Annotated in this window: 15 protein-coding genes; 7 read left to right on the top strand and 8 right to left on the bottom strand. The window is 67.8% G+C overall.

Annotated features, from left to right (window positions below; translation table 11 throughout):
* The first annotated feature begins 102 nt into the window (after nucleotides 1-102).
* From ACFVVI_RS22125 to ACFVVI_RS22100, 6 genes are all read left to right on the top strand, one after another.
* Nucleotides 103-696, top strand: coding sequence for a TetR/AcrR family transcriptional regulator (locus tag ACFVVI_RS22125; RefSeq protein ID WP_378992731.1), 594 nt, complete (start codon nucleotides 103-105; stop codon nucleotides 694-696).
* Nucleotides 697-807: 111 nt separating this feature from the next.
* Nucleotides 808-2,160: a cytochrome P450 gene (locus ACFVVI_RS22120; RefSeq protein WP_378630323.1), complete on the top strand. Its 1,353-nt coding sequence runs from the start codon at nucleotides 808-810 to the stop codon at nucleotides 2,158-2,160.
* A gap of 18 nt (nucleotides 2,161-2,178) precedes the next feature.
* Nucleotides 2,179-3,438 carry a cytochrome P450 gene (locus ACFVVI_RS22115; RefSeq protein WP_387446584.1) on the top strand — a complete coding sequence of 420 codons (1,260 nt, stop codon included), beginning with the start codon at nucleotides 2,179-2,181 and terminating at the stop codon, nucleotides 3,436-3,438.
* Nucleotides 3,438-4,682: a glycosyltransferase family 4 protein gene (locus ACFVVI_RS22110; RefSeq protein WP_387446583.1), complete on the top strand. Its 1,245-nt coding sequence runs from the start codon at nucleotides 3,438-3,440 to the stop codon at nucleotides 4,680-4,682. The genes ACFVVI_RS22115 and ACFVVI_RS22110 overlap by 1 nt, the downstream gene beginning before the upstream one ends.
* Before the next feature lie 37 nt (nucleotides 4,683-4,719).
* Nucleotides 4,720-5,451 carry a class I SAM-dependent methyltransferase gene (locus ACFVVI_RS22105; RefSeq protein ID WP_387446582.1) on the top strand — a complete coding sequence of 244 codons (732 nt, stop codon included), beginning with the start codon at nucleotides 4,720-4,722 and terminating at the stop codon, nucleotides 5,449-5,451.
* Nucleotides 5,441-6,463, top strand: coding sequence for a prenyltransferase (locus ACFVVI_RS22100; RefSeq protein WP_378992726.1), 1,023 nt, complete (start codon nucleotides 5,441-5,443; stop codon nucleotides 6,461-6,463). Before ACFVVI_RS22105 ends, ACFVVI_RS22100 begins: the two co-directional genes overlap by 11 nt.
* Nucleotides 6,464-6,469: 6 nt before the next feature.
* Here the strand turns inward: ACFVVI_RS22100 and ACFVVI_RS22095 are convergent, their stop codons facing one another.
* Nucleotides 6,470-7,126: a class I SAM-dependent methyltransferase gene (locus ACFVVI_RS22095; RefSeq protein ID WP_378992724.1), complete on the bottom strand. Its 657-nt coding sequence runs from the start codon at nucleotides 7,124-7,126 to the stop codon at nucleotides 6,470-6,472.
* Between the two features lie 88 nt (nucleotides 7,127-7,214).
* Here ACFVVI_RS22095 and ACFVVI_RS22090 point away from each other — a divergent pair, with 88 nt between their 5' ends.
* Nucleotides 7,215-7,361: a DUF1059 domain-containing protein gene (locus tag ACFVVI_RS22090; RefSeq protein ID WP_378630312.1), complete on the top strand. Its 147-nt coding sequence runs from the start codon at nucleotides 7,215-7,217 to the stop codon at nucleotides 7,359-7,361.
* Here ACFVVI_RS22090 and ACFVVI_RS22085 read toward each other — a convergent pair whose 3' ends face one another.
* From ACFVVI_RS22085 to ACFVVI_RS22055, 7 genes are all read right to left on the bottom strand, one after another.
* On the bottom strand, nucleotides 7,362-7,934 hold the full coding sequence (locus tag ACFVVI_RS22085; protein ID WP_387446580.1) for a hypothetical protein: 573 nt from the start codon (nucleotides 7,932-7,934) through the stop codon (nucleotides 7,362-7,364).
* An 18-nt stretch (nucleotides 7,935-7,952) separates the two neighbouring features.
* Complete coding sequence (locus tag ACFVVI_RS22080) at nucleotides 7,953-8,909, bottom strand: MlaD family protein (protein WP_378992721.1); 957 nt, start codon at nucleotides 8,907-8,909, stop codon at nucleotides 7,953-7,955.
* Nucleotides 8,906-9,940 (bottom strand): MlaD family protein, encoded by a 1,035-nt coding sequence (locus ACFVVI_RS22075; RefSeq protein WP_387446578.1) that lies wholly within the window; start codon nucleotides 9,938-9,940, stop codon nucleotides 8,906-8,908. The genes ACFVVI_RS22080 and ACFVVI_RS22075 overlap by 4 nt, the downstream gene beginning before the upstream one ends.
* Nucleotides 9,937-10,911, bottom strand: a complete 975-nt coding sequence (locus ACFVVI_RS22070) for an MlaD family protein (protein WP_387446576.1) — start codon at nucleotides 10,909-10,911, stop codon at nucleotides 9,937-9,939. The genes ACFVVI_RS22075 and ACFVVI_RS22070 overlap by 4 nt, the downstream gene beginning before the upstream one ends.
* 128 nt (nucleotides 10,912-11,039) lie before the next feature.
* Nucleotides 11,040-12,047, bottom strand: coding sequence for an MlaD family protein (locus ACFVVI_RS22065; protein WP_387446575.1), 1,008 nt, complete (start codon nucleotides 12,045-12,047; stop codon nucleotides 11,040-11,042).
* A complete protein-coding gene (locus ACFVVI_RS22060; protein ID WP_387446574.1) occupies nucleotides 12,035-13,033 on the bottom strand; it encodes an MlaD family protein in 999 nt (332 codons plus the stop codon). The genes ACFVVI_RS22065 and ACFVVI_RS22060 overlap by 13 nt, the downstream gene beginning before the upstream one ends.
* Nucleotides 13,033-14,076, bottom strand: a complete 1,044-nt coding sequence (locus ACFVVI_RS22055) for a hypothetical protein (protein ID WP_387446572.1) — start codon at nucleotides 14,074-14,076, stop codon at nucleotides 13,033-13,035. The genes ACFVVI_RS22060 and ACFVVI_RS22055 overlap by 1 nt, the downstream gene beginning before the upstream one ends.

Here is a 14,076-nt window from a genome sequence, read left to right as displayed (position 1 = left end):
TGTCTGGACAGGTGTACGGAATATAGTTCGGTTTATCGATCAGACGCAAGGCCATAACTCGTTCATTGGTCCGTACACCAGGCTGTAGTACCATCCAGACACATGTCCGAAATCGCGCCTACCGGCATCGAAGCAACTCGACGACGCTTGACCGAAAAGCAGGCCGATACGGTGGACCGCCTGACCGTCGCCGCCGTCGACGTGCTGTCGCGCGAGGGCTATTCGGGGACGACGATCCGGCTCGTCGCCGCGTCGGCGGGCGTCGGCACCGCCACCGCCTACACGTATTTCTCCTCCAAGGAACATTTGATCTCCGAGGTGTTCTGGCGGCGATTGGTCGCCATGCCGCCGCTGGCGACCGGCGAGGCCGACCAGACCGCGCGCGTGGTCGCCGTTCTTCGCCAGGTCTCGATGCTGGTGGCCGATGAACCCGCCCTGGCCGGGGCGGTCAGCAGCGCCATGCTCGGCGATGATCCCGACGTGCGGCACCTCCGCGTGCGCATCGGGCGCGAGATCCGCCACCGACTCGGCGACGCCCTGGGCACCAAGGATCCAGAGAGCCTGGCCGCGCTCGAATTGCTGTACTCCGGGGCGCTTCTCCAGGGCGGGATGGGCCTGCTGTCCTACGCGCAAGTGGCCGATCTGCTCGAGATCTGCGCGCGACGATTGCTGGCCACGCCCGCCACCGACAGCTGACACACCGTCCGCCGGATTCGGTGCGAACCTTGTCGCGCATCCGGAAACCGTAGTACTGTCCAGACACATGTCCATTTAGTGTCTGGACAGTATTCCGGGAAGGACTTTCCAATGACGCTGGTCAAACCGCAGCGCGTGTCCGGAGGCGAGGACGAACACGGGCACCTGGCCGAGTTCCGTACCGATCCGATCGCCCTGATGCGACGCGTTCGCGCCGAGTGCGGCGATGTCGGATCCTTCGAGCTCGCCGGACGTGATGTCGTCCTGTTGTCCGGCGCCGAGGCCAACGAATTCTTCTTCCGGGCCGGCGACGACGATCTCGACCAGGGCGCGGCCTACCCCTTCATGAAGCCGATCTTCGGTGAGGGCGTGGTGTTCGACGCACCCCCCGAGCGCCGCAAGGAGATGCTGCACAACCAGGCGCTGCGCGCGGATCACATGCGCGGACACGCGGGCACCATCGCCCGTGAAGTGGATCAGATGGTCGCGCAATGGGACGACGAGGGCGAGATCGATCTGCTCGAGTTCTTCGCCGAGCTGACCATCTACACCTCTTCGGCGTGTCTGATCGGGGTGAAGTTCCGCAATCAGCTCGACGGACGTTTCGCGCATCTCTATCACGAGCTCGAGCAGGGCACCGACGCCCTGGCCTACGTGGACCCGTACGCGCCGATCGAGAGTTTCGTCCGGCGTGACGCGGCGCGTGCGGCGCTGGTCGAGCTGGTGCAGGCGATCATGGATCAACGCGAGGCGAATCCGCCCACCAGCAAAGACGATCGCGACATGCTCGATGTCCTCATCTCGGTGAAGGACGAGAACGGGGCGCTGCGGTTCTCGGCCAGCGAGATCACCGGCATCTTCATCTCGATGATGTTCGCCGGCCACCACACCACCTCGGGCACCGCGGCCTGGACGATCATCGAACTGCTGCGCCACCCCGAGACACTGGCCGGGGTGGTCACCGAACTCGACGAGCTCTACGCCGACGGCGCCGACGTGAGTCACCATGCGCTGCGCCAGATTCCGAATCTGGAAGCCGCGCTCAAGGAGACACTGCGACTGCATCCGCCGCTGATCATCCTCATGCGCCTGGCGCGCGGTGAGTTCGAGGTGTGCGGGCACCGCATCGAGCCCGGCGACATGGTGGCCGCCACCCCCGCGGTCTCCAACCGGATTCCGGAGGACTTCCCCGACCCGGACGCCTTCGATCCCGCACGCTATCTCGACCCACGCCAGGACGACATCCTCAACCGCTGGACCTGGATTCCGTTCGGCGCGGGCAGGCACCGCTGTGTCGGCGCGCCGTTCGCGCTCATGCAGCTCAAGGCGATCTTCTCGATTCTGCTGCGGGACTGGGAGTTCGAGCTCGCACAGCCGTCGGACACCTACCGCAACGACCATTCGAAGATGGTGGTGCAGTTGCAGCAGCCCTGCCGCGTCCGCTACCGCCGCAGGCAGCGCTGAGCGCGAGCGGAGGTCACTGTGTCCGCGACATCCATCCCCGCCGGATTCGATTTCACCGATCCGGCCCTGTGGGAATCCCGCAACCCCGTCCAGGAATTCGCCGAGCTCCGCCGGACCGCACCGGTGTGGTGGAACGCCCAGACCGACGCACAGTCGGGCGGCTTCCGCGACGGCGGCTACTGGGTGATCACCAAACACGAGGACATCAAGGAGGTTTCGCGCAATCCGGAGCTGTTCTCCTCCGAGCGAAAGGGCTCGGTGATCCGGTTGCCCGGCGAGGTGACACCCGAGCAGATCGAACTCACCGGTGCCCTGCTGCTGAACATGGATCCGCCCAAACACACCAAGATCCGGCGCATCATCGCCAAAGGGTTCACGCCGCGCGCGGTCGAGGGGTTGCGCGCGGCGTTGACCGAACGAGCGGGCGCGATCGTGGCCGCGGCGCGCGCGGCCGGCGGTGGTGATTTCGTCGAACAGGTGGCGTGTGAGCTTCCGCTGCAAGCCATCGCCGAACTCGTCGGCGTCCCCCAGCAGGACCGCCGCAAGCTGTTCGACTGGTCGAATCAGATGCTCAACTACGACGACCCGGAGTACGGCGACGCCACGACCACCGACGCCTCGTCCACCGCGGCGATGGAGATCCTCGGCTACGCCTGGAACATGGCCGAGCAGCGCCGCACCGATCCCGCCGACGACATCGTCAGCAGGCTCGTGCACGCCGATCTCGACGGGGAGGCGCTGGGCTCCGACGAGTTCGGGTTCTTCGTGATCCTGCTCGCGGTCGCGGGCAACGAGACCACCCGCAACGCCATCACCCACGGGATGAAGGCGTTCATCGACAATCCGGATCAGTGGGAGCTCTACAAGCGGCAGCGGCCACGGACCGCGCCCGACGAGATCGTGCGCTGGGCGACGCCGGTGACGGTGTTCCAGCGCACCGCGACCGCCGACACCGAGCTCGGCGGGCAACTCATCCGTGCCGGTCAGCGCGTCGGATTGTTCTACAGCTCAGCCAATTTCGACGAGGATGCCTTCGAGAGCCCGTTCCGTTTCGACATCTCACGCGATCCCAATCCGCATCTGGGCTTCGGCGGTACCGGCGCGCACTTCTGTGTCGGTGCGAACCTGGCCCGGCTCGAGATCGAGCTGATCTTCAACGCCATCGCCGACGTGATGCCCGATCTGTCCCAGGTTTCGGAGCCACAGCGGCTGCGATCGGGTTGGATCAACGGCATCAAACACTGGCAGGTCAGCTACGAGTCGGGAACGGTGCACTGATGCGGATCGCGCTGCTGTCATATCGGAGCAAGGCCCATTGCGGCGGGCAGGGTGTCTACGTCCGGTACCTGAGTCAGGGGCTCGCCGATCTCGGTCACCAGGTCGAGGTGTTCTCCGGCCAGCCCTATCCCGAGGATCTCGACCCGCGGGTGCGGCTCACCGAGGTGCCGAGCCTGGACCTGTACCGCGACGAAGACCCTTTTCGCACACCGCATCCCCGCGAGATCCGGGACCGTGTCGACCTGCTCGAGCTCGCCACCATGTGGACGGCCGGGTTCCCCGAACCGCGCACGTTCAGTTTGCGGGTGGCCAAGCTGCTGGCCGCGCGCGCCACGGAATTCGATGTGGTGCACGACAATCAGTGCCTGGGCTACGGTCTGCTCGCCATCGCCGAGCGGTTGCCGCTGGTGGCGACCGTTCACCATCCGATCACTCGCGACCGCGCGGTCGATCTGGCCGCGACCCCGTGGCGGCGCAAGCTGTTCGTGCGGCGATGGTACGGCTTCCTCGGCATGCAACAGCAAGTGGCACAGCAGATTCCGGACCTCATCACGGTGTCCTCGTCTTCGGCCGCCGATATCGCGCAGGACTTCGGCGTGCGGCCCGGACAGTTGCATACCGTCCCCCTCGGCGTGGACACCGACCTGTTCCGGCCGCGCGAGACACCGCGGGTGCGCGGGCGCATCGTCGCGGTCGCCAGCGCCGACAAGCCGCTCAAGGGCATCGCACACCTGCTGAGAGCCGTGGCCCGGCTGCGCCATACCTGCGATGTCGAGCTCCGGCTGGTCGCGAAGCTGGAACCGAACGGCCCCACCGAGAAGCTGATCGCCGAACTCGGTATCGCCGATATCGTCACCCCGGTCAGCGGAATGAGCGACGAGCAGCTCGCCGAGTTGCTCGCCTCTGCCGAGATCGCCTGCATTCCGTCGATGTACGAGGGGTTTTCGCTGCCCGCCGTCGAGGCGATGGCCAGCGCGACACCGCTGGTCGCCAGCCGGGCAGGCGCGCTGCCCGAGGTCGTCGGCGAGTGCGCCGAGCTGGTCGAGCCGGGCGATGTGGACGCGCTGACCCGGGTGCTCGGCGAACTGCTCGACGATCCCGACCGCCGTGAGCGCCTCGGCGCGGCGGGTCGTGTCCGCGTTCTCGAACTGTTCAGCTGGTCGGCCGTTGCCGCGCAGACACTCGCGATCTATGACCAGGCGATCACCCGCCACTGCCCTACCCCGCCGGGCACCGCCCGATGACGACACCGCCCGACCCCGCGCAGCACCTGGAGGCCTCATGTTGACCGTCGATTTCGACCGCTTGGGCATCGGCCCCGGATCACGGGTGATCGACATCGGCTGCGGCGCGGGCAGACATTCCTTCGAGGCCTACCGCCGCGGAGCCGACGTCGTCGCGTTCGACCAGAACGCCGCCGACCTGGCCGATGTCGACATCATGTTCGAGGCCATGGCCGCGGCGGGCGAGGCGCCGGAGTACGCCAAGGCCGAGACCGTGCGCGGCGACGCGCTCGACCTGCCCTACGGCAACGACGAATTCGACGTGGTCATCGCCTCGGAGATCCTCGAGCACGTCCCGCAGGACACACAGGCGATCGCCGAACTGGCGCGGGTGGTCAAACCCGGTGGCGCGCTGGCGGTCACGGTGCCGCGCTGGCTGCCCGAACGCATCTGCTGGGCGCTCTCGGACGAGTACCACGCCAACGAGGGCGGTCACGTCCGCATCTATCGCGCCGACGAGCTACGCGACAAGATCACCGCGCGCGGTCTGCGCTACCACCACCAGGACTTCGCGCACGCGCTGCACGCACCCTTCTGGTGGCTGAAATGCGCTGTCGGCGTGCGCAATGACAAGCACCCGCTGGTGAGCGCCTATCACCGCATGCTGGTGTGGGACATGATGTCGGCGCCCGCGCTCACGCGCACCGCCGAACGTGTGCTGAATCCGCTGGTCGGCAAGTCGGTCGCGCTCTACTTCACGAAACCGGCGGTGCGCGGCGATGCCCGTTGAGCTACCGGCCGTTCCCGGGGTCGTCTCCGCGCGTGAGATCCGGCAGACCGCCGAATCCATCGCCGCCGCACAGGAACCCGACGGTGCGATCCCCTGGTTCAGCGGCGGCCACACCGATCCGTGGGATCACATCGAGTCCGCGATGGCGCTCACCGTGGGCGGGTTGTGGGACGTGGCCCGTGAGGCCTACATCTGGTCGGCGAAATCGCAGCGCTCCGATGGGTCGTGGCCCACGCAGGTACGCGCGGGCGTGATCGAGAACCACGACGCCGACACCAACTTCTGCGCCTACCTGGCGACCGGTGTTCTGCACGCCCTCACGATCACCGGCGATACCGGGTTCGCCGCGGAGATGTGGCCGACGGTCCGCGCAGGCATCGACTTCGTCCTCGGGCTGCAACAGGGCGAGCACGGCGAGATCCATTGGTCGGCCGGCGAATCCGGATCGTCGGGGGAAGCTCTGCTGACCGGCTGCTCCAGCATCTTCCACAGCCTCGGCTGTGCGGTGACCCTCGCTGAGCGGGTGGGCGACCCGCGACCGGATTGGGCGGCGGCTCGCAGCCGGCTCGGCAACGCGCTGCGCCATCATCCGGAAGCGTTCCTGGACAAGAGCCGTTACTCCATGGACTGGTACTACCCGATCCTCGGCGGCGCGGTGCGCGGCGCGGCGGCCGCGGATCGGATAGCGCGGCACTGGAACGAATTCGTGGTCGCCGATCTCGGCATTCGCTGCGTGTCCGACGCACCGTGGGTCACCGGCGCCGAGACCTGCGAACTGGTGCTCGCCCTCGATGCCATCGGCGACACCGCCGCCGCGAGCACGCTGTTCACCGCGATGCAGCATCTGCGCGAATCAGACGGGTCCTATTGGACCGGACTCGTTTTCACCGACGGTAAGCGCTGGCCCGAGGAGCGCACCACGTGGACCGCGGCGGCGGTCGTGCTCGCCGCCGACGCCCTCAGCCGCACCACCGCGGGCAACGGCATCTTCCGCGACGCACTCCCCCGGTGATCCGGCTCAGTTACACGCGGCGGTTCGCTGCAGGATGCGCAGCGAACCGGTGACCGAGAGTTCGCGGAACTTGCCGCTGTCGATCGCGCGTCGATAGATGTTGTACGGCGCGCGACCACCGTCGGCGGGATCGGGGAAGACGTCGTGAATGGCGAGCAGCCCGCCACCGGCCACCCAGTGCACCCAGTTGTCGTAGTCACGCTGGGCGGCCTCCTCGGTGTGGCCGCCGTCGATGAACAGCATGCGCAGCGGGGCCCGCCAGATGCGGGCGGCGGCACTCGACGAGCCGATGATCGCGGTCACGGTGTCGGTGAGACCCGCGCGAATCATGGTGCGCCGGAACGTGGTCACGGTGTCGAAGACGCCGGTCTCCGGGTCGATCATGCTGGTGTCGTGGTACTCCCAGCCCGGCTGGTGCTCCTCGGAGCCGCGGTGGTGGTCGACGGTGCACACGGTGGCACCGGTTTCGCGGGCCGCGGCACCGAGATAGACGGTCGACTTGCCGCAGTAGGTGCCGATCTCCATGATGATTCCGTCACCCGCGTACGCGCGGGCGGCCGTGTAGAGCGCCTGTCCCTCTTCCGGCGGCATGAATCCGACGGTCTGTTCGGCGAGGGCGAACAGGTCGCTGGTACCGGCGGAGATCTCGTCTACAGCTCCCATGCGGGTGACGCTAACACATGACCTGGAATACAATCCGGACTACTGTCCGGAAAGATGCTCGGATAGCCGGAACCCAAGGAGAACATCGATGAAGACTCGTCTCAACTGCCCCTGTGGCGTCAGCATTCGCGGCACCGACGAGGCCGATCTGATCAAGCAGACCCAAGAGCACCTGGCCGCGAACCACCCCGGCCACGACTACACCCCGGACGAGATCCTCTTCATCGCCTACTGATCATTTCGTCGGCAGGGCGTTCTGCAGGCCACCCACCTCGGTGATCTGCCAGTCGGAATTCCGGTCGACGGTGAGCGAATAGGTGACGGTGGTCCGCGTTCCCTCTGGCGTCTGGGCGCTGGTGGAGACCACGTCGAGGTAGGCATTGACCTTGTAGATGCCACCGGCTTCCGAGATCACCTTCGCCGAGAGCGGGTTCGCCTTCGACGTCCACTGCAGCGGGAGCAGGATCTGCTCCAACTGCGGTGCGGTGGCGTCGAATTTGGCGGCCAGAGACCCGGTGGTGCCGGTCTTGAGCCGGGCGAACCAGGCAGGCACGTCGCGGTAGTCGATCGTGGACGCGCCGACGCCGTAGCCGGTCGCGATCTGCTCCACGCGCTCGGCGTCGGCCGCGCGCGCGTCGCGCTCGGCGATCGTCGCCCGCGCCGAGAAGTACAGCGCCGCGAACGTGACGACCGCGGCGACGAGCACCGCGATCGTGCCGCTGACCAGGACGGTCGAGAGCCGGACGGAGACGGTGCGCGGTGTCTGTTCGTCGGCGGCGGTGGCTTCTACGTCGGTCGCTGTACTCATGGTCAGTCCTTTGTCCGGCTATTTGACGCCGAGGCGGAAATGCACGGTGCCGTCGGCGTCCACGTTCTGCAGTGCTTGGTCGATCAGGGTGCTGATGTCGATGGCCGGCGTCCGATGGACCGCGTCGGTGACCACCGGCCCGAGAAGCTGTCCCAGCGGGGCGATACTCGGGCCGATCTCAGTGATCAGGGCGGTGAGGTTGTCGAGGAAGGGGACAAGGCCGTCGCCGGTGAAGTAGTCCTCGACCGGGCGGCTTTCCACCAGCTCCGCACCGGACTCGACGATCGCGTTCAGCGTGACACCGAACTCGCCGAACAGCGGGCCCGCCGTGGCGAGCGACGGCCCGAGCCACGCCATGTCACCACCGAGGGCTTGGATATCGGCGAACAGCTGCCGGATCGCCTCGGTGCGGCTGAGCAACGTCGCCGCGAGCAGCGTCGATGACCGCTGCAGCGTCCCCATCGCGGCGTCGGTACCGGCGAGCGCGCGATCGAAGGTGTCGACCAGGTTCGCGATCGTCTCGGGTCGGAGCTGATCGAGCAGCTCGACCAGCCGGGCCGAGAGCGCGGTGATGGTCGTCGGCAGGTGGACGCGGTCCGCCGCGACGACCTGGCCGTCCTCGAGATACGGGCCTGCCCCTGACTCCGGTGCGAAGGCGATGTAGGGCTCGCCCAGCGCCGACAGCTGCTCGATGCGGACATCGCTGGACACCGGGATGCGGTAGCGACTGTCGATCCGCAACCGGACGAGCACACCCCCGTCCTGTTTGCGCACCGACTCGGTGCGCCCGACCTGGACACCGGAGAGCAGGACCGGCGAGTTCGGCGCCAGCCCGCCCGAGTGCGCCAGCCGCAGATCCGCGGTGCGGTAGCTGATGCGCGGATCGAGCCGGAGCACACCGAGCGACATGTACCCGACCCCGAAGACCAGCACCGCCATGATCGCCGAGAGTGACACTGTCGCACGAAGGTTCATCGCACCAGACCGATCATTCGCAGGGAGTCGACGATCCGGGCGGTGTGGTCGCCGGGCGTGATCGACAGGTCGACCTCGGGTCCGTGCTGCGCGAACGGGACCAGGTCGGTGTTGATCAGGTCGATGAGCGCCTTCATGTTCGAGGGCGCGTCGGTGTCGAGGGGGCGGCTGCCGAGCAGCATGGGCACCACGGCGCGGGTGGTGTCGTCCAGGGAGGACAGCAGCGGGCCGAGCCACTGGACGCTCGGCGCGACCGGGCCGAGGGCGGTCAGCACGAAGATGACGCTGATCTGGGTGTTCACCGCATCGGTGGTGTGCTGGACGCCGTAGGGGGTGAGTAGCTCGTCGAGAATCGGCAGGTTGTGCCGCATCCCGTCGTCGACGGTGGCTTCCAGGCCGTCGAGCAGGGCGTCGACCGAGTTCAGGTGGTCGCCGAGGTCGGTGATGTCGGCTCCGAGAGTGTCTGCGATTCGCGCTGTTTCGCGCGGGTCGTCGGGGAATACCCCGTTCGTCGTGCGCACGATGTCCTGGAAGTCGGTCACCGCACCGCTGCCGATGAAGGTGGACAATCCGGCCAGGATGTCCTCGATCGGCGGCGACTGGGTGGTGTCTTCGAGCGGGATGGTCGCGCCCGCTGTCAACTCGCCCGCGGTCGGGTCGGCGGGCTCGCTCAGGGCGATGTGGACGTCGCCCAGCGGCGTCTCCTGGCGCAGTTCGGCGGTGGTGCCCACCGGGAGCCGGACCGACCGCTGGATCTCGACATCGACGACGGCATACCCGGGCACGGCGGCCCGCTCCGCCGTGCCGGGGACGGGGTCGACCAGGGTGACGCCGGTGAGCCCGCCGACGCGGACACCCGCCGCGATCACCTTGGCGCCCTGCGGGAGATTGAGAACGTCGGCGAACTCGATCCGCAGCGGATAGGTGGGTCCGCCGACATCGGCTCCCGGCACGGGCAGATCGGCGGGCTGGAATCCGCAACCGGTGGCGGCGAACAGCACCGCGAGGACGAACAGGGCGACACGTTTCATCGGGCGCTCACCGCTCCCAGTAGGACGGGCATCACGGGAATCGTCATCGCACCGCTGTCCGAAGGCAGGCACGGCTGCCCGGTGACGACCTGCACGGCCGCGCAGATCCGGTCCGAGTCCTGCTGGGCGAGTGCGAGTTTCGGCGGCGCGTAGCCGATGGTCAGCGCGCCGGTGGCCGGGTCGACAGCACCGGCGAAGCCACCGGCGACGGCAGGCGCCATCGCGATCACGTCGGCCAGCGAGCCGACCCCCGCCGCGATCATCCGCGACAGGTCGGGCACCGCGTCCAGTGCGCGCAGTCCGGGCGAGCCGAACATCATGATCACATCGTTGAGCTGGGGCAGCAGATCGGCGAGAGTGGCGACGATCGCGATGACCGGCGGAAAGGCGATGGTGACGATGTCGTTGAAAGTCTGCGGCAACCCGGTCACCGTCGTCTCCACCTGCGACCAGCCGCCGCGTGCGCGGTGGGCGAGCTCGGTGAGCGCGTCGAGCAACTGCCCGAGGTGACCGATCGCCGCATCGGGTGCGGCCAGTGCCCGGCTCAGCGCCACGATGATGTCGTTGATCTGCTCGCCCGTCCCCGCCGTGGCGCGTTCCAGGGCCGTGATCCCGGCGCCGAGAGCGGTCCGCTGCGCCGGATCGCCCGCGCCGTTGAGCTGGTCGGCCAGGCCGGCGAGGGCGTCGAAGGTCTGCGTGAGACTCTTGGGCGTCAGGGTTTTGGTGATGCACGCGCTCGAATTCCAGCCCGGCCCGACAGGTTCGTTGCCGATGAGGGCCAGTCGGCGGTCGGCGATCAGGGTGTCGCTGACCGTCACCGCCCCGACCTCGAGCGGCAGCTTCCGATCGGCGCGGACGGTGAATTCGACGCGCGCCGAGGCTCCGTCGACGCTGATACCGGTGACCCGCCCGACCTGCACCCCCAGCACCGTGACGGCGCTGCCTTCGTACAGTCCGATGCTGTCGGGCATTGCGGCGCAGTAGACCCGCATCGGCGGGTTCGGTGTACTCAGTCGCAGACCCAGGGCACCGGCGAGGACGAGAGTCAGAACCACCGCGACCGACATCAGCCCACGCGATCCGAGTAGCTGTTTCGATATCAACAGCCGCCCCCCGGCAGTGGCACGCAGACGGCGGGCAGCTGGATCGTCGCCCCGGACTGATCGACACTCACCCCGCCGCCCGGTGGGAGCAGCGGGAGCAACCGCTCCTCCAGTGCGCGTACGGAATCGAACAGGGCGCCCAGGCGCGTGCCGAGCTCTTCGAGCGCGGGGACCGCCGCGGCGAGCGGGGCCACCCGCTGCTGGATCGAGGCATCCCACGCGCGTCCGAGCGGCGTGACCTGTTTCAGCACGACCGCCAGATCGATCAGGGAATCCGCGACCACCACCTTGTTGGTCTGGATGATCTGCTCGAGCGTGCCGAGGGTGATGATCAGGTTCGCCAGCACATCGGCGTTGGCCCGCAGTGCGCTGAGGTACTCGTCGGCGATGGACAGGGTGCGCGAGATGTCCGCGTTCTGCTCGTCCAGGATCGCGACCACGTCACCGGCGGCGCGCACGGCCGAGCGCACCGCGTCCGGGCTCTTGTCGATCGCGGTGGACAGCGCGGCGAGATCGCGCCGGAAGACCTCGCCGTCGATGCGGCGCACCGGCGCCACCGCGTCCTGGAATGCCCGGGTCAGGTTGTAGGGCACGATCACTCGCTGCGCGGGCAGCACCGCATCACCCAGCGGTTGCGTGCCCGCGGGCAGTACCGCCACGTAGTAGCCGCCGACAAAGGTCAGCATCCGGATATCGAGGGTGGTCTGATCGCCGATGAACGCATCGGCGGCGACGGTGAACCTCATCCGGACCCGGTCGGGCAGCAGGTCCAGCGAGGTCACTTTCCCGACGGGGATCCCGGCGAGCCGCACATCGTCGCCGACGCGGACCGAACCCGCCTCGGTCAGGTCGGCGGAATAGGTTCTCTGCGAGGTGGTTCCGGTGACATAGACGAAACCGATCGCGACCAGGAGCAGTACCGCGGCGCACATTCCCGCTATCCCCCAGCGCAATTCACCGGCGCGGGGATCGTTGACGGCGCGTCGGCGCGTTATCGGTGACACAGCACGATCCCCTGTCCGGCGATGAGCACTTGCAGCGGTGGCGGTGCGGTGGCGTCACCGTGCGAGCAGGTGAGGCCGGGCCCGGTCTGCGGAATCGCCCGCGTCATCGACTGGATGAGGCCGGGCAGGCTCTCGAACGCGGCCACCGCCTCGTACGGATCGGGGAAGGCTCGGGTGAGCGCCGCGTCGAGATCGCTGTTCGGCTCGCCGGTGACCCCGAAGACGGTCAGCATGCTGCGCAGCGGTTTCAGCACACCGGGAATGCCGATCGAGAAGTCCACCAGCCCGGGCAGTTTCGCGGTGATGGCCATGAACAGGTTGGTCAGATTGGTCAGCAGCGTGATGGCGTTGCCCGACTTTCCGTCGAGATGATCGGCGACCTCGGCGAGGTTGCGCGCCAGGGTCGACAGGACCACCTGACGGTCGGAGGCGAAGCGGCTGAGCTTGTCGATGGCGCCCAGTGCCTGCCCGAGACCTGTGCCCTCGCCCTGGATCACGGCGAGGATGCTGGTCGCGAACTGGTTGAGATCCTCGGGAGAGAGTTCGGCCAGCACCGGCTGCAAACCCTTGAACAGACGGGTGATGTCGAAGTCCGGCACCGTCTCCGCGGTACTGAAAACCGACGCCGGATCACGTCGGCCTGTCGGCTGGTCGGGTTGCTCGACGCCCAGATACCGGAAACCCGTGAGGTTCTGGTAGCGGATGGCGATCCGGGAGTTGAGGAACAGCGTCCGATCCCGCGCGACGGTGAAGCGCACGCGGGCGAGCGCGCCGTCGAGCTCGACGGCCTGAACCTTGCCGACCTGCACCCCGTAGAGGCGCACGTCGTCACCGCTGCGCAGGCCGTTCGCATCGGTGAACAGCGCTGTGTAGGTGTCGGTTTCGCCGTCGACGGGTCGCTCGATCACGCGCAGGACGCCGACCAGCACCACGGCCATCAGCGCGACCGCGGTGGCTACCCGGATCAGCAGGGCACGCGTCGTCATCAGCGCCCGCCCCCGAGCATCGCGGCCAGCGGCGCCGCCAGACCCGGCACACCGTCGAGCGCGACCTCGGCCCGGAGCACCGGGCCCTCGGGTGTGTCCTGGAAGGCGGTGTCGAGTCGGGTGAGCAGCTCGCTCAGCTGCTGCGCCGAGCGCTGCGGGGTGCTGACCGAGGCGGCGAGTCGGTCGAGGACAAGGCTGAGCATCGGCAGGATCTCCCCGAAGTACTGCTGAGAGGTGCTGAACAGTCGCGTGACCGTCGGCAGCAATTGGTACTGGACACCCTCGAACATCCGGCCGAACCGCTGGAGCTGATCGGGGACCGCCAGGTATTTGTTCGTGTATTCCGCGTTCAGCAACGTCAGGCCACCGGTCAGCATCGGCGGCAGACCGGTCAGCGCCGAACCGAACTGTTCGAACAGCACCGAGGGCGGTAGCTGTCTGGTCTCCGCGTACGAGCGGGCGGTCGTGCCGATCGCTTCCAGCAGCGGGGTGAACGCCGTGAGATCGCGGGAGACGGTGCTGAGCAATGCGACGAGTTTCGGTGTCAGTACCTCGTCGGTGAGTTGTCCCGTTGCTTTCAGCAAGGCGGAGAGTGTGGCGTCGTGTACCCGAGCAGCGTCGCGACCGGTCAGGTCGACGGTCGAACCGTCGACCAGCTCAGCACCGCCCACCGTCGAGTGCAGCTCGATGGCGCTGATGCCGAACAGGTTTCCCGGCGCGTAGTCGACGGCCAGCGCGTCGGTCAGGCCGAACAGTTGAGACCCGCTCAGCGTCAGCTCGATTCGCTGCTTGCTCCGGCCGGCGAAGTCGATCGTGTCGACCGAGCCGACCCGCACGCCGTCGAGCCGGACATCGGTGCCCTCCCCCACACCCTCGCCGACCGCGCCGACCAGCAGCGCGACCCGGATCTGGTCGGCGGGCACGCTGTCGGGCACCATGCGCCAGACCAGCACGGCGAGTAGCGCGAGCGCGATGGCGAGCGCGCCGAGGATCCGGGCGCGCAGCGGCCCGACTTCGGTGCCCGGCAGGGCGTAAGCAGGCAT

This window comes from Nocardia sp. NPDC058114 (assembly GCF_042884695.1).
Taxonomy (GTDB): domain Bacteria; phylum Actinomycetota; class Actinomycetes; order Mycobacteriales; family Mycobacteriaceae; genus Nocardia.
The sequence above is the reverse complement of the archived record's forward strand: the minus strand, read 5'-3'. Positions and strand labels throughout refer to the sequence as shown.